This window comes from Streptomyces sp. YIM 121038 (genome assembly GCF_006088715.1).
Classification (GTDB): Bacteria; Actinomycetota; Actinomycetes; order Streptomycetales; family Streptomycetaceae; genus Streptomyces.
Genome location: NZ_CP030771.1, coordinates 3,000,030 through 3,015,780, shown reverse-complemented (window position 1 = coordinate 3,015,780; position 15,751 = coordinate 3,000,030). Strand labels below are relative to the sequence as shown.

The window sequence follows — 15,751 nt, the reverse complement described above, 5'->3', positions numbered from 1 at the left end:
GCCCGGCCGCGCAAGGCTGAGGAGATCCGGGTGGGCGGGTGGGAAAACCCGCCGCGGTAGCGGCGGGGCCGCCCGCTCAGCGGCAGCGCTCCGCGTAGGGGCCGGGCCTCGCACAGCCGGGGAAGACCCGTCGCGGCAGCGGTGGTGGCGGCTGTTGTCAGAGGCTCGTGGTGCTATGGACCGCATGACTCAGAGGCTGGCGTTGCGGGTGGTGGGGCGGGAGCTGCCGGGGGCGGAGTGCGGGGAGTTCCGGGACGTGCACGTGGCCGTGCAGCGGGGCAGGGAGCCGGAGGGCCCGGTCCGGGGGGACGCGCCCGAGGCGGTGTGGGAGTTCGAGGTGGCGATGGCTCCCGCACTCGACGGCACGCCCGACTTCAGGGGCCCGTACGTGCAGGGCGCGCGGGGCGCACGGTTCTTCTACCTGACGTGGGGCGAGCTGCCGCCCGGTGGCGACTTCGCGATGTTCCGCCGCGCCAAGCTGTTCTTCGCGGACCTCCCCGAGGAGGTGCTGGCGGCCGGGGCGGGCGTCGCCGAGCTGGGGCTCACGGACGGGGCGGGGATGCCGCGGTGCGCGGCGGTCCGCCCACCGCACGTGGCGTGGCACACGGGCTGACCCGGGCGGCGATGGGCTGGGGGCCGCTCCGGGTCCGGGGCGCCGTGGGTCCGGGACCGCGATGGGCCCGGGGTGCCTTGGGCCCGAGGCCGCTCGGGGGCCGGGGCCACTCCGGGGCCGGGCCGCGATGGGCCCGGGGTTCGCTCCGGGGCCGGGGTGCCGTGGGCCCGAGGTCGCTTCGAGACCGGGCTCCCGGGGCCCGGCCCCGGTACCGCCGGAAGGCTATGGCTTTGTGCCCCGGGCCTTCAGGAGGTCCGCCATCAGCTTGACCTCGGACTCCTGGGACTCCACCATCCCCTGCGCGAGCCGCCGCTCGACCGGCACCGCGCAGCGCTCCACGCACCCCTGCGCCATGTGGATGCCGCCCTTGTGGTGGGCGGTCATCAGCCGCAGGTAGTAGATCTCCGCCTTGCGGCCGTTGAGCTCGCCGAGCCGCTTCATCTGCGCGTTCGTCGCCATGCCGGGCATCAGCGCGCCGTCGTCGCCCGCCGGGGCGTCGCCCATGCCCATCCACTTCATGGGCGCGTCCTCGGACACCTTGGGCAGCTCCCACAGGTCGAGCCAGCCGAGCATCATGCCGCGCTGGTTGGCCTGGGTCTGCGCGATGTCGTACGCGAGCCTGCGGATCTCCTCGTTCTTGGTGCGGTCGCGGACGACGTACGACATCTCCACGGCCTGCTGGTGGTGCACGGACATGTCGCGGGCGAACCCCGCGTCGGCGGAGGTGGCCGACGGCGCGCCGTCGACGCCGGAGCCCGACCCCGAGCCGGAGGAGTCGTCGGTGGCGGCCACGGCGGCCGTGATGCCGCCCGCCGCGAGCACCGCGCCCGCGACGGCGCCGATCAGCCAGTCGGTGCGCTTCATCACTGCCCCATCCCCGTCCTCACGGACGTGTCACTGCCCCTTGCCGTTGGTGCAGGCGGCACCCGGCTCGGGGGTCTGCTTGCCCTGGACGAACGTGGAGAAGAACGAGCCGACCTTCGCGTCGTCCGCGCCCGTGATGGCCCGCTGGTGGCCCCAGGCCGTGAGCAGCAGCGGCTCCTTCTGCTTCTTGACCGGGCTCATCAGCGAGTACGGCGTCTTCTTCACCTTCGCTTCGAGCTTCTTCAGGTCGGCGGGCTTCGCCTGGTCGTTGTACGTCACCCAGACCGAGCCGTGTTCGAGGGAGTGGACGGCGTTCTCGTTCGGGATCTCGTTCTGGTAGACGTCGCCGTTGCAGTTCATCCACACCTGGTTGTGGTTGCCGCCCACCGGCGGTGTCACCGGGTACTTCACCTTGCCCGCGACGTGGGTGCGGCCCAGCTTCTTGGCGTCCCAGACCTTCTCGCCGTCCTTGGTCCTGGTGAACTTCGCCACGGCCGCCGCGTCGCCCGCCTTGCCCGAGTCATCGTCGTCGTCGGCCTGCGAGACCAGGAAGTAGCCGCCGATGCCGAGGGCCGCGACGATGACCGCGCTCAGGGTGATGGTGAGTGCGCGGGTGCGGCGCTCGCGGGCGGCTTCGGCGCGCCGCATCTCCGCTATTCGGGCCTTGCGTTCGGCGCTGCTCGTCTTCTTGGCGGAACCCATGGTGTGTCCTTCTGCGGAAAGGGACGGATCGGATGGGTCGAACAGGGGGCGTTGCGAGTGCGTTGATCGTAGCCCGCGTCCCGCCGAGCGGAAGGGCCGCTCTTCCAATCTCCCAAATCCAGCGCGGGCGGCGCCCTTTGACCGTCGCCATCCGGCCGACCGCACGCGGGGCCGGGGCCGGGCGGCGCCGCCCCGCACGGAGACAGGCCCGGTCTCTTGCGGGAGACAGGCCCGGTCCCTCACGGAGGCCGGGCCGGACCCCGCCGCTCCCCGGGCCCACCGCCCGCCCGCCTCGAAAATTTGAACCCCTCATGCGCATTCCCTACGCTGCGCGACATGCGGCTCCTGCACTCCACCGACCTGGCCCTGCGCATGCTCATGCGCCTGGCCGTCGCGGACGCGCCGGGCCGCCGCCACGGGGACGCGCCCGCGACCGGCGCCGCCCCCACCACCCGCCAGGTGGCCGAGGACATGGCCGTCCCCTACACGCACGCCGCGAAGGTCGCCGCGCGCCTGACGCACCTCGGCCTCGTCGAGGCCCGCCGCGGCAGGGGCGGCGGGCTCGTGCTCACCGAGGCGGGGCGCACCGCGTCCGTCGGGGCACTGGTCCGCGAGTTCGAGGGCGACGGGGACGTCGTGGAGTGCGAGGGCGCCACGCCCTGCCCGCTGAACTCGGGATGCCGGCTGCGGGGCGCGCTGCGCCGTGCGCAGGAGGCGTTCTACGCCACCCTCGACCCGCTGACCGTCGCGGACATCGTGGCCTCGCCGACGGGACCGCTGCTGCTCGGGCTCGCGAGCCACAGGTCGGGGCCGAAGACCTCGTAGTGGACGGCGGCGGGCGCGACCCCCTTGGCGAGGAGCTGGGCGCGTACGGCCTTCATGAAGGGCAGCGGTCCGCACAGGTACGCGTGCGTGCCGGGCGGCACCGGCACGGCGGCCAGGTCCACGCGGCCCGTGCGGTCGGCGGGGTGGCCCGGCTCCGGGCGCTCGTACCAGAAGTGGGCCGTGGCGCCCGGCAGCGCGTCCGCGTAGGCGCGGTGGGCGGCGCGCAGCGCGTGGTCGGCGGGGGAGCGGTCGGCGTGCACGACGGTGACCGGACCCCGGTGCCCGGCGGCCGCGAGCTGTTCGAGCATCGCGACCATGGGCGTGACGCCGATGCCCGCGGAGGCGAGCAGGAGCGGCGCGGGCGTCCGGCCGTCCGGGCCGCGCAGGACGCCGTCGTCGAGGACGAGGTCGCCGTAGGGGGCGGAGATCCGCAGCCGGTCGCCCACGCGCACGCGCGCGTGGAGGTGGGCGGAGACCTCGCCGTCGGGCCCGGCGCCGCCCCGGACCCGCTTCACGCTGATCTGCCGCACGTCCCCGCCCGGCACCCCTGACAGGCTGTACTGGCGTATCTGCCGGGCCCCGTCCGCGAGCTCGACCTGCACGGACACGTACTGGCCCGCGCGGAAGGCGGGCGGGGGCGTCCCGTCGGCCGGGCGCAGTCGGAAGGTGGCGACGTCCGCCGTCTCCTCGATCCGCTCCACCACGTCCCACGCGCGCAGCGCGTCCGCGCCCGCCGTACTGCCCCGCTCGGCGTAAAGGCGGGCCTCGATCGTGATGAGGGCGTTCGCCATCAGCCAGTACACCTCGTCCCAGGCGGCCGCCACCCGGGGCGTGACGGCGTCGCCGAGGACCTCGGCGATGGCGGCGAAGAGGTGCCGGTGGACCGTCTCGTACTGGCCGGGCGCGACGCCGAGCGACGCGTGCTTGTGCGCGACGCGGGCGAGCATCACGTCGGGCCGCTCGTCCGGGCGGTCCACGAGGTGCGCGGCGAAGGCGGCGATGGACCCGGCGAGGGCCCGGCGCTGGGTGCCCGCGGCCTGGTTGCCGCGGTTGAAGAGGTCCCGGAGCAGCTCCGGGTGGGCGGCGAAGAGCCGGTCGTAGAAGCGGGCGGTGATGTCCTCGATGGCGGCCCCGACGGCGGGCAGCGTGGCGCGGACGGCGGCGGCGGACTGGTCGGACAGCAAGGTGCCTCCTCTCGCGGGACGGGCGTCCCGGCTCGCGCGGCGCGGCGCCCCGTCCCCGGCGGAACCGGGGCACGGCTCCGCACGGGACCGGAGCCCGGCCCGCGTAAAACTTGCATCTGAGATACCACTTTAAGCGGATGGTCCGACGCGGCTGTCACCGCCTCCGCGGAACCGTGCAGTATGGGCGATGAGCGGCCGCAACGCGCGTGAAACCGTGTGGTGGGATGCTCATGTGCCGGGGCGACGTCCCATGGCTTGGGAGCAGCCGGTTCCGACCAGCAAGGATGGGTGGAAGTCGAGATGGACAAGCAGCAGGAGTTCGTGCTCCGCACTCTGGAGGAGCGCGACATCCGGTTCGTGCGCCTGTGGTTCACGGACGTACTCGGCTTCCTGAAGTCGGTCGCGGTCGCCCCCGCCGAGCTGGAGCAGGCCTTCGACGAGGGCATCGGCTTCGACGGCTCGGCGATCGAGGGCTTCGCCCGCGTCTACGAGTCCGACATGATCGCCAAGCCGGACCCGTCCACCTTCCAGGTGCTGCCCTGGCGCGCGGAGGCGCCCGGCACGGCCCGGATGTTCTGCGACATCCTGATGCCGGACGGCTCCCCGTCCTTCGCCGACCCGCGCTACGTCCTCAAGCGCGCCCTCGCCAAGACCTCCGACCTCGGCTTCACCTTCTACACGCACCCCGAGATCGAGTTCTTCCTCCTGAAGGACCGGCCCCTGGACGGCTCGCGGCCCACCCCCGCCGACACCAGCGGCTACTTCGACCACACCCCGCAGAACGTGGGCATGGACTTCCGCCGCCAGGCCATCACGATGCTCGAATCCATGGGCATCTCGGTCGAGTTCAGCCACCACGAGGGCGGGCCCGGACAGCAGGAGATCGACCTGCGCTACGCGGACGCGCTCTCCACGGCGGACAACATCATGACGTTCCGCCTGGTCATGAAGCAGGTGGCCCTGGAGCAGGGCGTCCAGGCGACGTTCATGCCGAAGCCGTTCTCCGAGCACCCCGGCTCCGGCATGCACACGCACCTGTCCCTCTTCGAGGGCGACCGCAACGCGTTCTACGAGTCCGGCGCCGAGTACCAGCTCTCCAAGGTCGGCCGCTCCTTCATCGCGGGCCTCCTGAAGCACGCCGCCGAGATCTCCGCGGTCACCAACCAGTGGGTCAACTCCTACAAGCGCATCTGGGGCGGCTCCGAGCGCACCGCGGGCGCGGGCGGCGAGGCCCCCTCGTACATCTGCTGGGGCCACAACAACCGCTCCGCCCTCATCCGCGTGCCCATGTACAAGCCCGGCAAGACCGGCTCGGCCCGCGTCGAGGTCCGCTCCCTCGACTCCGGCGCCAACCCCTACCTCGCCTACGCGGTCCTCCTCGCCGCGGGCCTCAAGGGCATCGAGGAGGGCTACGAACTCCCGCCCGGCGCCGACGACGACGTCTGGGCCCTCCGCGACGCCGAACGCCGCGCCCTCGGCATCGAACCCCTCCCGCAGAACCTCGGCGAGGCCATCCACCTCATGGAACGCTCCGAACTGGTCGCGGAGACCCTCGGCGAGCACGTCTACGACTTCTTCCTGCGCAACAAGAAGCAGGAGTGGGAGGAGTACCGCTCCGAGGTCACGGCCTTCGAGCTGCGCAAGAACCTGCCGGTGCTGTAGGGGCGCGAACCTCCCGCGCTCCTGGGGGACTTGGGGCTCCGGAAGGTCTTGGAGGCGTGGGGTCTTCGGGGGCCCGTGCGGCCGACGCGGCCCTCGCCGAGGCCGCCGTCGCCGCGGAGCGGGACGCCGCGCGGGGTGAACTGGAGCGGGACGCACGGCGCTTGGCGGCCCGCCTCGCCGAGCGCATCGTCGGCGAGCCCTTGGGCGCCGCGGCCGACCGCTGAGCCGCACGGCGGCCGCCGCCTTCCGGACTCCCCGTACCGGTAAATGAGTTGCTCGCGTGTCGTGGTGCGCGGATAGCGTCGCGGGCATGGACGAAGAGGAACTGCTGAAGCGCTCCGGCGGCCCCGTGACCCGGGGCCGGCTCGTGCGGGACCTGCGGGCGCTGGGCCTCGCCGCGGGCGACGTCGTCATGTTCCACACCCGGATGTCCGCCATCGGGTACGTGGCGGGCGGGCCCCAGACACTCATCGGGGCGCTCGGCGACGTCGTGGGGGAGCGCGGCACGCTGATGGTGACCTGCGGGTGGAACGACGCGCCGCCGTACGAGTTCAGCACGGACTGGCCCCAGGAGTGGCAGGACGCCCTGCGCGCGGAGCACCCCGCCTACGACCCGGAGCTGAGCGAGGCCGACCACAACAACGGGCGGCTGCCCGAGGCGCTGCGCCGTTGGCCCGGCGCCGTGCGCAGCCGCCACCCCGACGCCAGCTTCGCCGCGCTCGGCGCCGACGCGCGGGCGCTGATGGCCGACCACCCGTGGGACGACCCCCACGGCCCGGACAGCCCCCTGGCGCGGCTCGTGGCGAAGGGCGGCCGGGTGCTGCTCCTCGGCGCGCCGCTCGACTCGCTCACGCTGCTGCACCACGCCGAGGCCCTCGCCGACGCCCCCGGCAAGCGCTTCGTGGACTACGAACAGCCCGTCCTGGAGGGCGGCGAGCGCGTCTGGCGGCGCTTCCACGACATCGACTCCGCCGACGGCGCCTTCGACTACTCCCCGGTCGTGCCGGACGGCGTCTGGCCGTTCGAGGTCATCGCCCGCGAGCTGCTCGCCACCGGGAAGGGCGCGCGGGGGCTCGTCGGCGCCGCCGAGAGCCACCTCCTGGAGGCCCGGGACGTCGTGGAGTTCGGCGTGGCCTGGATGGAGGAGAAGCTCAGATGACCTCCCGCAGCGGCCGTGCCGCCCGGACCTTGTACTCCTGGATGCACCAGCCGTTGCCGTCGGGGTCCGTGAAGTACATGAAGGAGGCGCCGTCCGCCTCCGCGTACGAGACCGTCTCGGACAGTTCGAGGCCGCGGGCGGTCAGCTCCTCGCGAGCCTGCTTCAGATCGGCGACCACGAGCTGCAGGCCCTGGTACGAGCCGGGCTCGGGCGTCGGGCCCGGCGTCGCCTCCCAGACGGTGTCTCCGAGGATCACCGAGCAGCCGGAGCCGGGCGGCGTCAGCTGCACGAGCCGTATGCCGGGCGCGACCTCCCCGTCGATGTCGACGTGGAAGCCGCACTTGTCCGCGTAGAAGTCCCTGGCCCGGTCGATGTCGGTGACGGGCAGGGGGATCACTTCGAGTGTGTAGTCCATCGACTCCTCCTCGTGGGGGCGTCCGCGGGGCCGGGGCGCCCTCGTGGCCGGTCGTTCGGCGTTCAGCGGTGCGCGAGCGGGGCCGGGGCCTCCTGCACCGTCCAGCCGTTGCCGTCGGGGTCCTTGAAGAAGCAGAAGGAGCTCCACTCCGCGTCGCCCCTGCCGTCCTCCCAGCCCCGCGCGCCCAGCGTCCGCACCGGCGTGACGTCCACGCCGCGGCCCGCGAGCTCCGCACGGGCCGCCTCGATGTCGGTCACGCAGAGCTGGAGGCCCTGGAGCGAGCCGGGCGCCATCGCGTCCTGGCCGGGGGCCAGGGGCAGACCGGTCACCATCGCGAACGAACAGCGCGAGCCGGGCGGTGTGATCTGGATGACGCGCACGCCCGGCGCGACCTCGCTGTCCAGGTCCGCCTTGAAGCCGCACTTGGTCTCGTAGAAGTCCTTGGCCCGGTCGAGGTCCGCGACCGGCAGTGTCACGACTTCGAGCGTCCACTCCATGGCTCGATCCCTTCCTTCGGGGGTACGCCGCGACCCGGGCGCACCCTGGCCCGCTCATCGTACGGATGTCTGTTCGATTCGGGAGGGGCTTCGGCGACCCCGGCGACCCCGGCGTGCCCGCCGCCTCCGTCCCGCCCGCCGTCACGCGAACCGCCACCGCGTCTGGCTGAACGGCTCCCCCTTGCCGAAGCCGAACACCGTGCGCGGCGCCACCGCGAAGACGTACGCGTGCCCGGCGCCGTGGTGGAAGCAGCCGTCCCGCACCTCGTAGTGCCAGAAGCTGCCGTACTTGTCCTCCCACGCGGCGGCGAGGGCCAGCAGCCGCCGCTCGTCCGTGATCCGCGTCGCCGTGCCCTCGACGACCACGTCGTAGCCCTGGTCCCACCGGCCGGTGCCGGTGGTCAGGACCGTCTCGGGGTTGCGCGCCAGATTGCGCGCCTTGCGCTCCTCGGGGCCCGTCGCGAAGTGCAGCGCCCCGTCCTGCCACACCGCGGGCAGCGGCGTGACGTGCGGACGGCCCTCGGGGCGCACCGTCGAGATCCAGAACTGCTCGGCCGACCGCAGCAGCTCCAGGGCGTGCGCCCAGGGGACGGCGACGGCGTCCTCGCTGCTGTAGCGCGGATCGAGCTCGGTCACCGGTTCCTGGCTCGTCATGACGGCCCTCCTGTCGCTTCCATGCTCGCGTCCCGGTGCAGACCCCGCACGCGCGGGAAACTCATCGGACCGTGCCCCGTCACCGCTCGGTAGGCTCTGGCCAGGACAGGCGAGCGAAAGGCGTGCGGATGACGCTGCCGCAAGGGCGCAGGAGCAGCACGTTCACGCGGCTGCTGCGGCACGGATTCACCGACCCGTCGGCCGCCGAGCGGCTGCTCGCCGCGCCCGGCCTCGACGCCGTCCGCGCCGACCCGGTGCTCCTGGACGCGCTCGGCGCCACCGCCGACCCCGACGTGGCGCTGCTCGGCCTCGTCCGCCTCGTGGAGGCCCAGCCCAAGGAGTCCGCCGAGACCGACCGGCGCGAGCTCCTCGACACCCTCGTCAGCTCCAAGCCGCTGCGCGACCGGCTGCTCGGCGTCCTCGGCGCCTCCGAGGCGCTCGCCGACCACCTCGCCCGGCACCCGCGCGACTGGCGCGCCCTGGTCACGTACGAGGCCGCCGATCTGCACCCGGGCGTCGAGGAGTTCGAGCGCGGCCTCGCCGAAGCCACCGACCCGGTCTCGCTGCGCGTCGCCTACCGCCGCTGCCTGCTCTCCATCGCCGCCCGCGACGTGTGCGGCACCACCGACGTCGCCCAGACCGCCGCCGAGCTCGCCGACCTCGCCACCGCCACGCTGCGCGCCGCGCTCGCCATGGCCCGCGCCGCCGCGCCCGCCGACGCCGCCCAGTGCCGCCTCGCGGTCATCGCCATGGGCAAGTGCGGCGGCCACGAGCTGAACTACGTCTCCGACGTCGACGTCATCTTCGTCGGCGAGGCCGCCGACGGCGTCGACGAGGGCAAGGCGCTGCGGGCCGCGACCCGGCTCGCCTCGCACCTGATGCGGATCTGCTCGGACACGACGGTCGAGGGCACCATCTGGCCCGTCGACGCCAATCTGCGCCCCGAGGGCCGCAACGGCCCGCTGGTGCGCACCCTGTCCTCGCACCTCGCCTACTACCAGCGCTGGGCCAAGACCTGGGAGTTCCAGGCGCTGCTCAAGGCCCGGCCCGTCGCGGGCGACGCCGAGCTCGGCGCGGAGTACGCTGCCGCCGTCGCGCCCCTGGTCTGGCAGGCCGCCGAGCGCGAGAACTTCGTCGCCGACGTGCAGAAGATGCGCCGCCGAGTGATCGCCAACATCCCGGCGGGCGAGGTCGACCGCGAGCTGAAGCTCGGCCCCGGCGGCCTGCGCGACGTCGAGTTCGCCGTCCAGCTCCTGCAATTGGTGCACGGCCGCGCGGACGCGTCGCTGCGCAGCGGTACGACGCTCGACGCCCTGGCCGCGCTCGCCGCCGGGGGCTACGTCGGCCGCGTCGACGCCACCCAGCTCGACGACGCCTACCGCTTCCTGCGCTCCCTGGAGCACCGCATCCAGCTGTACCGCCTTCGCCGCACCCACCTGGTGCCCGAGGACGACGCCGACCTGCGCCGCATCGGCCGCTCCCTCGGCATGCGCGCCGAGCCCCTCACCGACCTCGGCCGCGCCTGGAAGCGGCACACCACCGTCGTCCGCCGCCTGCACGAGAAGCTCTTCTACCGTCCGCTGCTCGACGCCGTCGCCCAGCTGGCACCCGGCGAGACCCGGCTGAGCACCGAGGCGGCCCGCGAGCGGCTCGTCGCCCTCGGGTACGCCGACCCGGCCGCCGCCCTGCGCCATCTGGAGGCCCTCGCCTCCGGCGTCACCCGCAAGGCCGCCATCCAGCGCACGCTCCTGCCGGTCCTGCTCGGCTGGTTCGCGGACTCCGCCGACCCCGACGCGGGCCTGCTCGGCTTCCGCAAGGTCTCCGACGCGCTCGGCAAGACCCCCTGGTACCTGCGCCTGCTGCGCGACGAGGGCGCGGCGGCGGAGAACCTCGCCCGGGTCCTCTCCGCCGGGCGCCTCGCCCCCGACCTGCTCCTTCGCGCCCCCGAGGCGGTCGCCCTGCTCGGCGACGAACGCGGCCTGGAGCCGCGCGGCCGCGCCGCCCTCGAACAGGAGGTCCTGGCCGCCGTGCGCCGCGCCGACGGGCCCGAGCAGGCGGTGGCCGCCGCCCGCGGCGTGCGGCGGCGCGAGCTGTTCCGCACCACCGCGGCCGACCTCATCGCCTCGTACGGCAGCGCGGGCACCGACGCGGGCGCGCTGGTGGACCGCGTGGGCACCGCCGTGTCCGACCTGACCGCCGCCACCATCGCGGGCGCCCTGCGCGCCGTGGTCCGCGACGGCTGGGGCGACGAGCTGCCCACCCGCTTCGCCGTCATCGGCGTGGGCCGCTTCGGCGGGCGCGAGCTCGGCTACGGCTCCGACGCCGACGTCCTCTTCGTGCACGAGCCCCGCGAGGGCGTCGACGACCAGGAGGCGGCCAAGGCCGCGAACAAGGTCGTCGCCGAGATGCGCCGCCTGCTCCAGCTGCCCTCCGCCGACCCGCCGCTCCTCATCGACGCCGACCTGCGCCCCGAGGGCAAGAGCGGCCCGCTGGTCCGCACCCTGAAGTCGTACGCCGCCTACTACCGCCGCTGGTCCCTCGTCTGGGAGTCCCAGGCGCTCCTGCGCGCCGAGCCCGTCGCGGGCGACGCGGACCTCGGCAGGGCCTTCGTCGAGCTGGTCGACCCGCTGCGCTACCCCGCCGAGGGGCTCGGCGACGAGGCGGTCCGCGAGATCCGCCGGCTGAAGGCCCGGATGGAGACCGAGCGCCTGCCGCGCGGCGCCGACCCCACGCTGCACACCAAGCTGGGCCGCGGCGGCCTCTCCGACGTCGAGTGGACCGTGCAGCTCCTCCAGCTCGGCCACGCCTGGGCCGAGCCGGGCCTGCGCACCACCCGCACCCGGGAAGCCCTCGCCGCGGCCTGCGCGGCCGGGCTCATCCCCGGCGAGGAGGCCGCGATCCTCGACGAGGCGTGGGTGCTCGCCACGCGGGTGCGGAACGCGGTGATGCTGGTGCGGGGGCGGGCGGGCGACACGTTTCCGTCCGACGGGCGGGAGCTCGCCGCGGTCGGGCGTTACCTGGGGTACGAGGCCGGGCACGTCGGGGACATGCTGGACGACTACCGCCGCACCACCCGGCGGGCCCGGGCCGTGGTGGAAGCGCGCTTCTACGGGGCGTAGCCCTTCGCGGTGCGCCCCGGGCCCGCCCCTTCCCGAACAAGGGGGCTCCGCCCCCTTGGACCCCCGTATCGGCGCTCCGCGCCTCGTCCTCAAACGCCGGACGGGCTGGAAGATCCAGCCCCTCCGGCGTTTGAGGATCAGGCCCGGAGTGGCGGGATCTGCTGAGGCAGGGCGTAAGGGAAGGCGCCGTACCAGAGGCGGACGACCGCGTAGCCGAAGGCGAGGCAGATCATGCCGCCCACCGCGTCCAGCCAGAAGTGGTTGGCGGTGGCGACGATGACCACGAGCGTCGCCACGGGGTAGAGCAGGCCGAGGACCTTCGCCCAGGGCACCGAGGCGAGGGCGAAGATGGTCAGGCCGCACCACAGGGACCAGCCGATGTGCATGGACGGCATCGCGGCGTACTGGTTCGACATGTTCTTGAGGTCGCCGGACGCCATCGAGCCCCAGGTGTTGTGCACGATGACGGTGTCGATGAAGTCCCCGCCGGGCATCAGCCGGGGCGGAGCCAGCGGATACAGGTAGTAACCGAGCAGGGCCACCGCCGTGGTCGCGAAGAGGACCAGGCGCGTGGCCGCGTACCGCCCGGGATGACTGCGGTACAGCCACACGAGAACACTGAGCGTGACGATGAAGTGCAGCGTCGCGTAGTAGTAGTTCATGCCGACGATGAGCCATGTCACGGAATCCACGGCGTGGTTGACGGAACGCTCCACGGCGATGCCGAGGGTGTTCTCCACGTCCCAGATCCAGTCGGCGTTGCGCAGCGCGGCCGACTTCTGCTCCGGCACGGCGTTGCGGATCAGCGAGTACGTCCAGTAACTCACCGCGATCAGCAGGATCTCGAACCACAGCCGTGGTCGTCGGGGCGTACGCAAGCGGCGCAGCAAATTCCGCCCAAAGCGGTCATCCTGCTCGCCCGCGGTGGGTGATGTGGTGGGCCGCCGGCGGCCTTCCAGTGTCGTCACAGTCATCTCACCCATAGGCACAGAGTCTGCCAGATACCCACCTCACCTCAGATCATCCCCCCGATGGGTTCCGGGCGCACTCCCTACACCTCAGGGACGAGCCGCTTCAGGCCGATTTCCTAGGGGGCGGACCCGGTGCCCGGCCGCCCGTCCGGGCACATCGCCGTGGAGCCGCGCACGACCAGCTCCGGCATGAAGACGAACTCGCTGTGCGGCGCGGGCGTCCCCGCGATCTCCTCGAGGAGCGTGCGGACCGCGGCCTGGCCCATCGCGGGCACGGGCTTGCGGACCGTCGTCAGGGGCGGATCCGTGAAGGCGATGAGCACCGAGTCGTCGAAGCCGACGACGGAGACGTCGTCCGGCACCTCCAGGCCCCGGTCCCGCACCGCCCGCACCGCGCCGAGCGCCATCATGTCGCTGGCGCAGACGACGGCCGTGCAGCCGCGGTCCAGGAGCGCGGACGTCGCCGCCTGACCGCCTTCGAGCGTGTACAGGGAGTGCTCGACGAGCTCCGCCTCGACGGCGTCCTGCGCCAGCTGGAAGCGCTCCCGCATGGTGCGCGCGAAGCCCTCTATCTTCCGCTGTACCGGTACGAAGCGGCGCGGGCCGAGGGCCAGGCCGATGCGGGTGTGGCCGAGCGACGCCAGGTGTGTGACCGCGAGGCGCATGGCCGCGCGGTCGTCGGGCGAGATGAACGGTGCCCGCACCGTGGGCGAGAAGCCGTCGACGAGCACGAACGGGACGCCCTGGGCGCGCAGCCGCTCGTAGCGCTCGGTGTCCGCGGTGGTGTCGGCGTGCAGGCCCGAGACGAAGATGATGCCCGCGACGCCCCGGTCCACCAGCATCTCGGTGAGCTCGTCCTCGGTGGAGCCGCCGGGGGTCTGGGTGGCCAGGACGGGCGTGTACCCCTGCCGGGTCAGGGCCTGCCCGATCACCTGGGCGAGCGCGGGGAATATCGGGTTCTCCAGCTCGGGCGTGATCAGGCCGACGAGGCCCGCGCTGCGCCTGCGCAGCCGTACGGGCCTCTCGTAGCCGAGGACGTCGAGCGCGGCGAGCACGGACTGACGGGTGGCCGCAGCGACGCCCGCCTTGCCGTTCAGGACCCGGCTCACGGTCGCCTCGCTGACCCCCGCCTGGGCTGCGATGTCGGCCAGTCGCGCGGTCACAGGGTTGGACTGTACCGGGCGACTCTCACGCTGCCCACCAGACCGTCGTGTCGGGGGGTACGACGGTGCCCGCGGCGGAGCCGTCCAACTCGGCCTCCGACGGTTCCGAGTTGGCGCTGCTCAGGAGCAGCCGGCCGGGAGCGGGGAGCGTCACCGGACGGTCCGTGAGGTTCACGGCGACGACGACGGCACCGCCGGGGCCCTCCTCCGCGTGCCGTCGGAAGAGGAGGACGCCCTCCGGGGCCCGAAGCCACTCCACGGCCTCGCCCGCCCCCAGCGCGGGCTGTGCCCGGCGCGCGGCGAGCGCGGCACGGTACAGCGACAGCGTCGAGCCCGGGTCGGCCTCCTGCGCCTCGACGGTGAGGTCCTTCCAGGCGGCGGGCTGCGGCAGCCAGCTCGGTCCGCCCTCCACCGGCCCGAAGCCGAACGGCGGCCGGGTCCCCGACCAGGGCAGCGGCACCCGGCAGCCGTCGCGGGTGCCCTCCTGCCCCGCGCCGCCCGCGCCCGAGCCGCGGAAGAACGCCGGGTCCTGACGCACCTCGTCGGGCAGGTCCGTGACCTCGGGCAGGCCGAGCTCCTCGCCCTGGTAGAGGTAGGCCGAGCCGGGCAGCGCCAGCATGAGCAGGGTCGCGGCGCGGGCCCTGCGCAGGCCGCGCGCCGGGTCGCCGGGGGCGAGGCGGGTGGCGTGCCGGACCACGTCGTGGTTGGAGAGCACCCAGGTCGCCGGGGCGCCCACGGCGTTCATGGCGGCCAGCGAGCGGTCGATCACGGCACGCAGCGCCGCCGCGTCCCACTCGGTCGTCAGATAGGCGAAGTTGAAGGCCTGGTGCAGCTCGCCCGGGCGCAGGTACAGGGCGCTGCGCTCCACCGTCGGCGTCCACGCCTCGGCCACGGCGACGCGCTCGCCGTCGTACGCGTCGAGGACCGCGCGCCAGTCGCGGTAGACCTCGTGCACGCCGTCCTGGTCGAAGTACGGCGTGGGCCGGGAGCCGAGCAGCTTGACCTGTTCGCCGTGGCCGACGTCCGGCAGGCCCGGCGCCTTGATCAGGCCGTGCGCCACGTCGACGCGGAAGCCGTCGACGCCGAGGTCGAGCCAGAACCGCAGGACGGAGCGGAACTCCTCGTGCACCGCCGGGTGCTCCCAGTTGAAGTCGGGCTGCTCGGGCGCGAAGAGGTGCAGGTACCACGCGCCGTCCGCGGCCCGGGTCCAGGCCGGGCCGCCGAACACCGACTCCCAGTCGTTGGGGGGGAGTTCGCCGTGCGCGCCCTGGCCGGGGCGGAAGTGGAACCGCTCCCGCAGCGGCGATCCGGGGCCGTCGGCGAGGGCCTTCCGGAACCACTCGTGCTGGTCGGAGCAGTGGTTCGGCACGATGTCGACGATCACGCGCAGGCCGAGCCCGTGGGCCGTGCGCACCAGGTCGTCGGCGTCGGCGAGGGTGCCGAACACCGGGTCGACCGCGCGGTAGTCCGCCACGTCGTACCCCGCGTCGGCCTGCGGCGAGGCGTAGAACGGCGACAGCCAGACGGCGTCGACGCCGAGCCGTCGCAGATGGGGGAGCCGGGCGGTGACGCCCGGCAGGTCGCCCATGCCGTCGCCGTCGGAGTCGGCGAAGCTGCGCGGGTACACCTGGTAGATGACCGCGTCGCGCCACCAGCCGGTGGGCGCGGCGGCGGTGCGGTCGGCGTCGTCGGCCGGTGCGTCGGTGAGGTGCTGGGTCATGAAGTCCCTTGCCGGTACGGGGATCGACTGCGCCCCTCCCGATGCCGTGCGCGGGGGAGCCGGACGCCCTGGTGAACGCCCGGCGGGAGGCGAAGGTCACGAGCGGGCGGACCCGGCGCGGCCCGCGCGTTCGCCGTGGACGGGGGCGCAAGGGCGCCATGCGCTCCCCAGGAGCGTGCCGGAGCGCTAGCGTGGACGGGCGA

15 protein-coding genes are annotated in these 15,751 nt (G+C 73.7%); 6 read left to right on the top strand and 9 right to left on the bottom strand.

Annotated features, from left to right (window positions below):
* The first annotated feature begins 184 nt into the window (after positions 1–184).
* Positions 185–613, top strand: a complete 429-nt coding sequence (locus C9F11_RS12630; protein ID WP_249401701.1) for a DUF5990 family protein — start codon at positions 185–187, stop codon at positions 611–613.
* A gap of 222 nt (positions 614–835) precedes the next feature.
* On the opposite strand, the gene C9F11_RS12625 is transcribed toward C9F11_RS12630, so the two are convergent.
* Together C9F11_RS12625 and C9F11_RS12620 are read right to left on the bottom strand one after the other, a co-directional pair.
* On the bottom strand, positions 836–1,477 hold the full coding sequence (locus C9F11_RS12625) for a DUF305 domain-containing protein (RefSeq protein WP_138959380.1): 642 nt from the start codon (positions 1,475–1,477) through the stop codon (positions 836–838).
* 30 nt (positions 1,478–1,507) lie between these two features.
* The gene (locus C9F11_RS12620; protein ID WP_138959379.1) at positions 1,508–2,179 is read right to left on the bottom strand and encodes a DUF3105 domain-containing protein; all 672 of its coding nucleotides are present in this window, start codon (positions 2,177–2,179) and stop codon (positions 1,508–1,510) included.
* Between the two features lie 336 nt (positions 2,180–2,515).
* On the opposite strand from C9F11_RS12620, the gene C9F11_RS12615 reads away from it, so the two are divergent.
* Positions 2,516–3,004 (top strand): Rrf2 family transcriptional regulator, encoded by a 489-nt coding sequence (locus C9F11_RS12615; protein WP_138959378.1) that lies wholly within the window; start codon positions 2,516–2,518, stop codon positions 3,002–3,004.
* Here C9F11_RS12615 and C9F11_RS12610 read toward each other — a convergent pair.
* Positions 2,899–4,188, bottom strand: coding sequence for a globin domain-containing protein (locus C9F11_RS12610; RefSeq protein ID WP_138959377.1), 1,290 nt, complete (start codon positions 4,186–4,188; stop codon positions 2,899–2,901). The genes C9F11_RS12615 and C9F11_RS12610 overlap by 106 nt on opposite strands.
* Before the next feature lie 300 nt (positions 4,189–4,488).
* Here C9F11_RS12610 and glnA point away from each other — a divergent pair, with 300 nt between their 5' ends.
* The 3 genes from glnA (at position 4,489) to aac(3) (ending at position 7,009) form a co-directional block, all read left to right on the top strand.
* Positions 4,489–5,850 carry a type I glutamate--ammonia ligase gene (gene glnA / locus C9F11_RS12605; RefSeq protein WP_138966394.1) on the top strand — a complete coding sequence of 454 codons (1,362 nt, stop codon included), beginning with the start codon at positions 4,489–4,491 and terminating at the stop codon, positions 5,848–5,850.
* Positions 5,851–5,906: 56 nt separating this feature from the next.
* Positions 5,907–6,074, top strand: a complete 168-nt coding sequence (locus C9F11_RS47345; RefSeq protein WP_171075716.1) for a hypothetical protein — start codon at positions 5,907–5,909, stop codon at positions 6,072–6,074.
* Between the two features lie 86 nt (positions 6,075–6,160).
* Positions 6,161–7,009, top strand: coding sequence for an aminoglycoside 3-N-acetyltransferase (gene aac(3), locus C9F11_RS12600; RefSeq protein ID WP_138959376.1), 849 nt, complete (start codon positions 6,161–6,163; stop codon positions 7,007–7,009).
* On the opposite strand, the gene C9F11_RS12595 is transcribed toward aac(3), so the two are convergent.
* The 3 genes from C9F11_RS12595 to C9F11_RS12585 all read right to left on the bottom strand — a co-directional run bounded on the left by C9F11_RS12595 (position 7,002) and on the right by C9F11_RS12585 (position 8,575).
* Positions 7,002–7,424, bottom strand: a complete 423-nt coding sequence (locus C9F11_RS12595) for a VOC family protein (protein WP_138959375.1) — start codon at positions 7,422–7,424, stop codon at positions 7,002–7,004. The two genes, aac(3) and C9F11_RS12595, sit on opposite strands and share 8 nt — an antisense overlap.
* A gap of 62 nt (positions 7,425–7,486) precedes the next feature.
* Positions 7,487–7,921, bottom strand: coding sequence for a VOC family protein (locus C9F11_RS12590; RefSeq protein WP_138959374.1), 435 nt, complete (start codon positions 7,919–7,921; stop codon positions 7,487–7,489).
* A gap of 141 nt (positions 7,922–8,062) precedes the next feature.
* Entirely contained in the window at positions 8,063–8,575 is a 513-nt protein-coding gene (locus C9F11_RS12585; RefSeq protein WP_138959373.1) for a pyridoxamine 5'-phosphate oxidase family protein, read from the bottom strand.
* Positions 8,576–8,703: 128 nt separating this feature from the next.
* On the opposite strand from C9F11_RS12585, the gene C9F11_RS12580 reads away from it, so the two are divergent.
* A complete protein-coding gene (locus C9F11_RS12580; RefSeq protein ID WP_138959372.1) occupies positions 8,704–11,694 on the top strand; it encodes a bifunctional [glutamine synthetase] adenylyltransferase/[glutamine synthetase]-adenylyl-L-tyrosine phosphorylase in 2,991 nt (996 codons plus the stop codon).
* Between the two features lie 137 nt (positions 11,695–11,831).
* Here C9F11_RS12580 and C9F11_RS12575 read toward each other — a convergent pair whose 3' ends face one another.
* From C9F11_RS12575 to C9F11_RS12565, 3 genes are all read right to left on the bottom strand, one after another.
* Positions 11,832–12,677 (bottom strand): phosphatase PAP2 family protein, encoded by an 846-nt coding sequence (locus C9F11_RS12575; RefSeq protein ID WP_138959371.1) that lies wholly within the window; start codon positions 12,675–12,677, stop codon positions 11,832–11,834.
* Positions 12,678–12,781: 104 nt separating this feature from the next.
* Positions 12,782–13,828, bottom strand: coding sequence for a LacI family DNA-binding transcriptional regulator (locus tag C9F11_RS12570; protein ID WP_138959370.1), 1,047 nt, complete (start codon positions 13,826–13,828; stop codon positions 12,782–12,784).
* A gap of 25 nt (positions 13,829–13,853) precedes the next feature.
* Positions 13,854–15,548, bottom strand: a complete 1,695-nt coding sequence (locus C9F11_RS12565) for an alpha-amylase family glycosyl hydrolase (protein ID WP_138959369.1) — start codon at positions 15,546–15,548, stop codon at positions 13,854–13,856.
* Between the last annotated feature and the right edge of the window lie 203 nt (positions 15,549–15,751).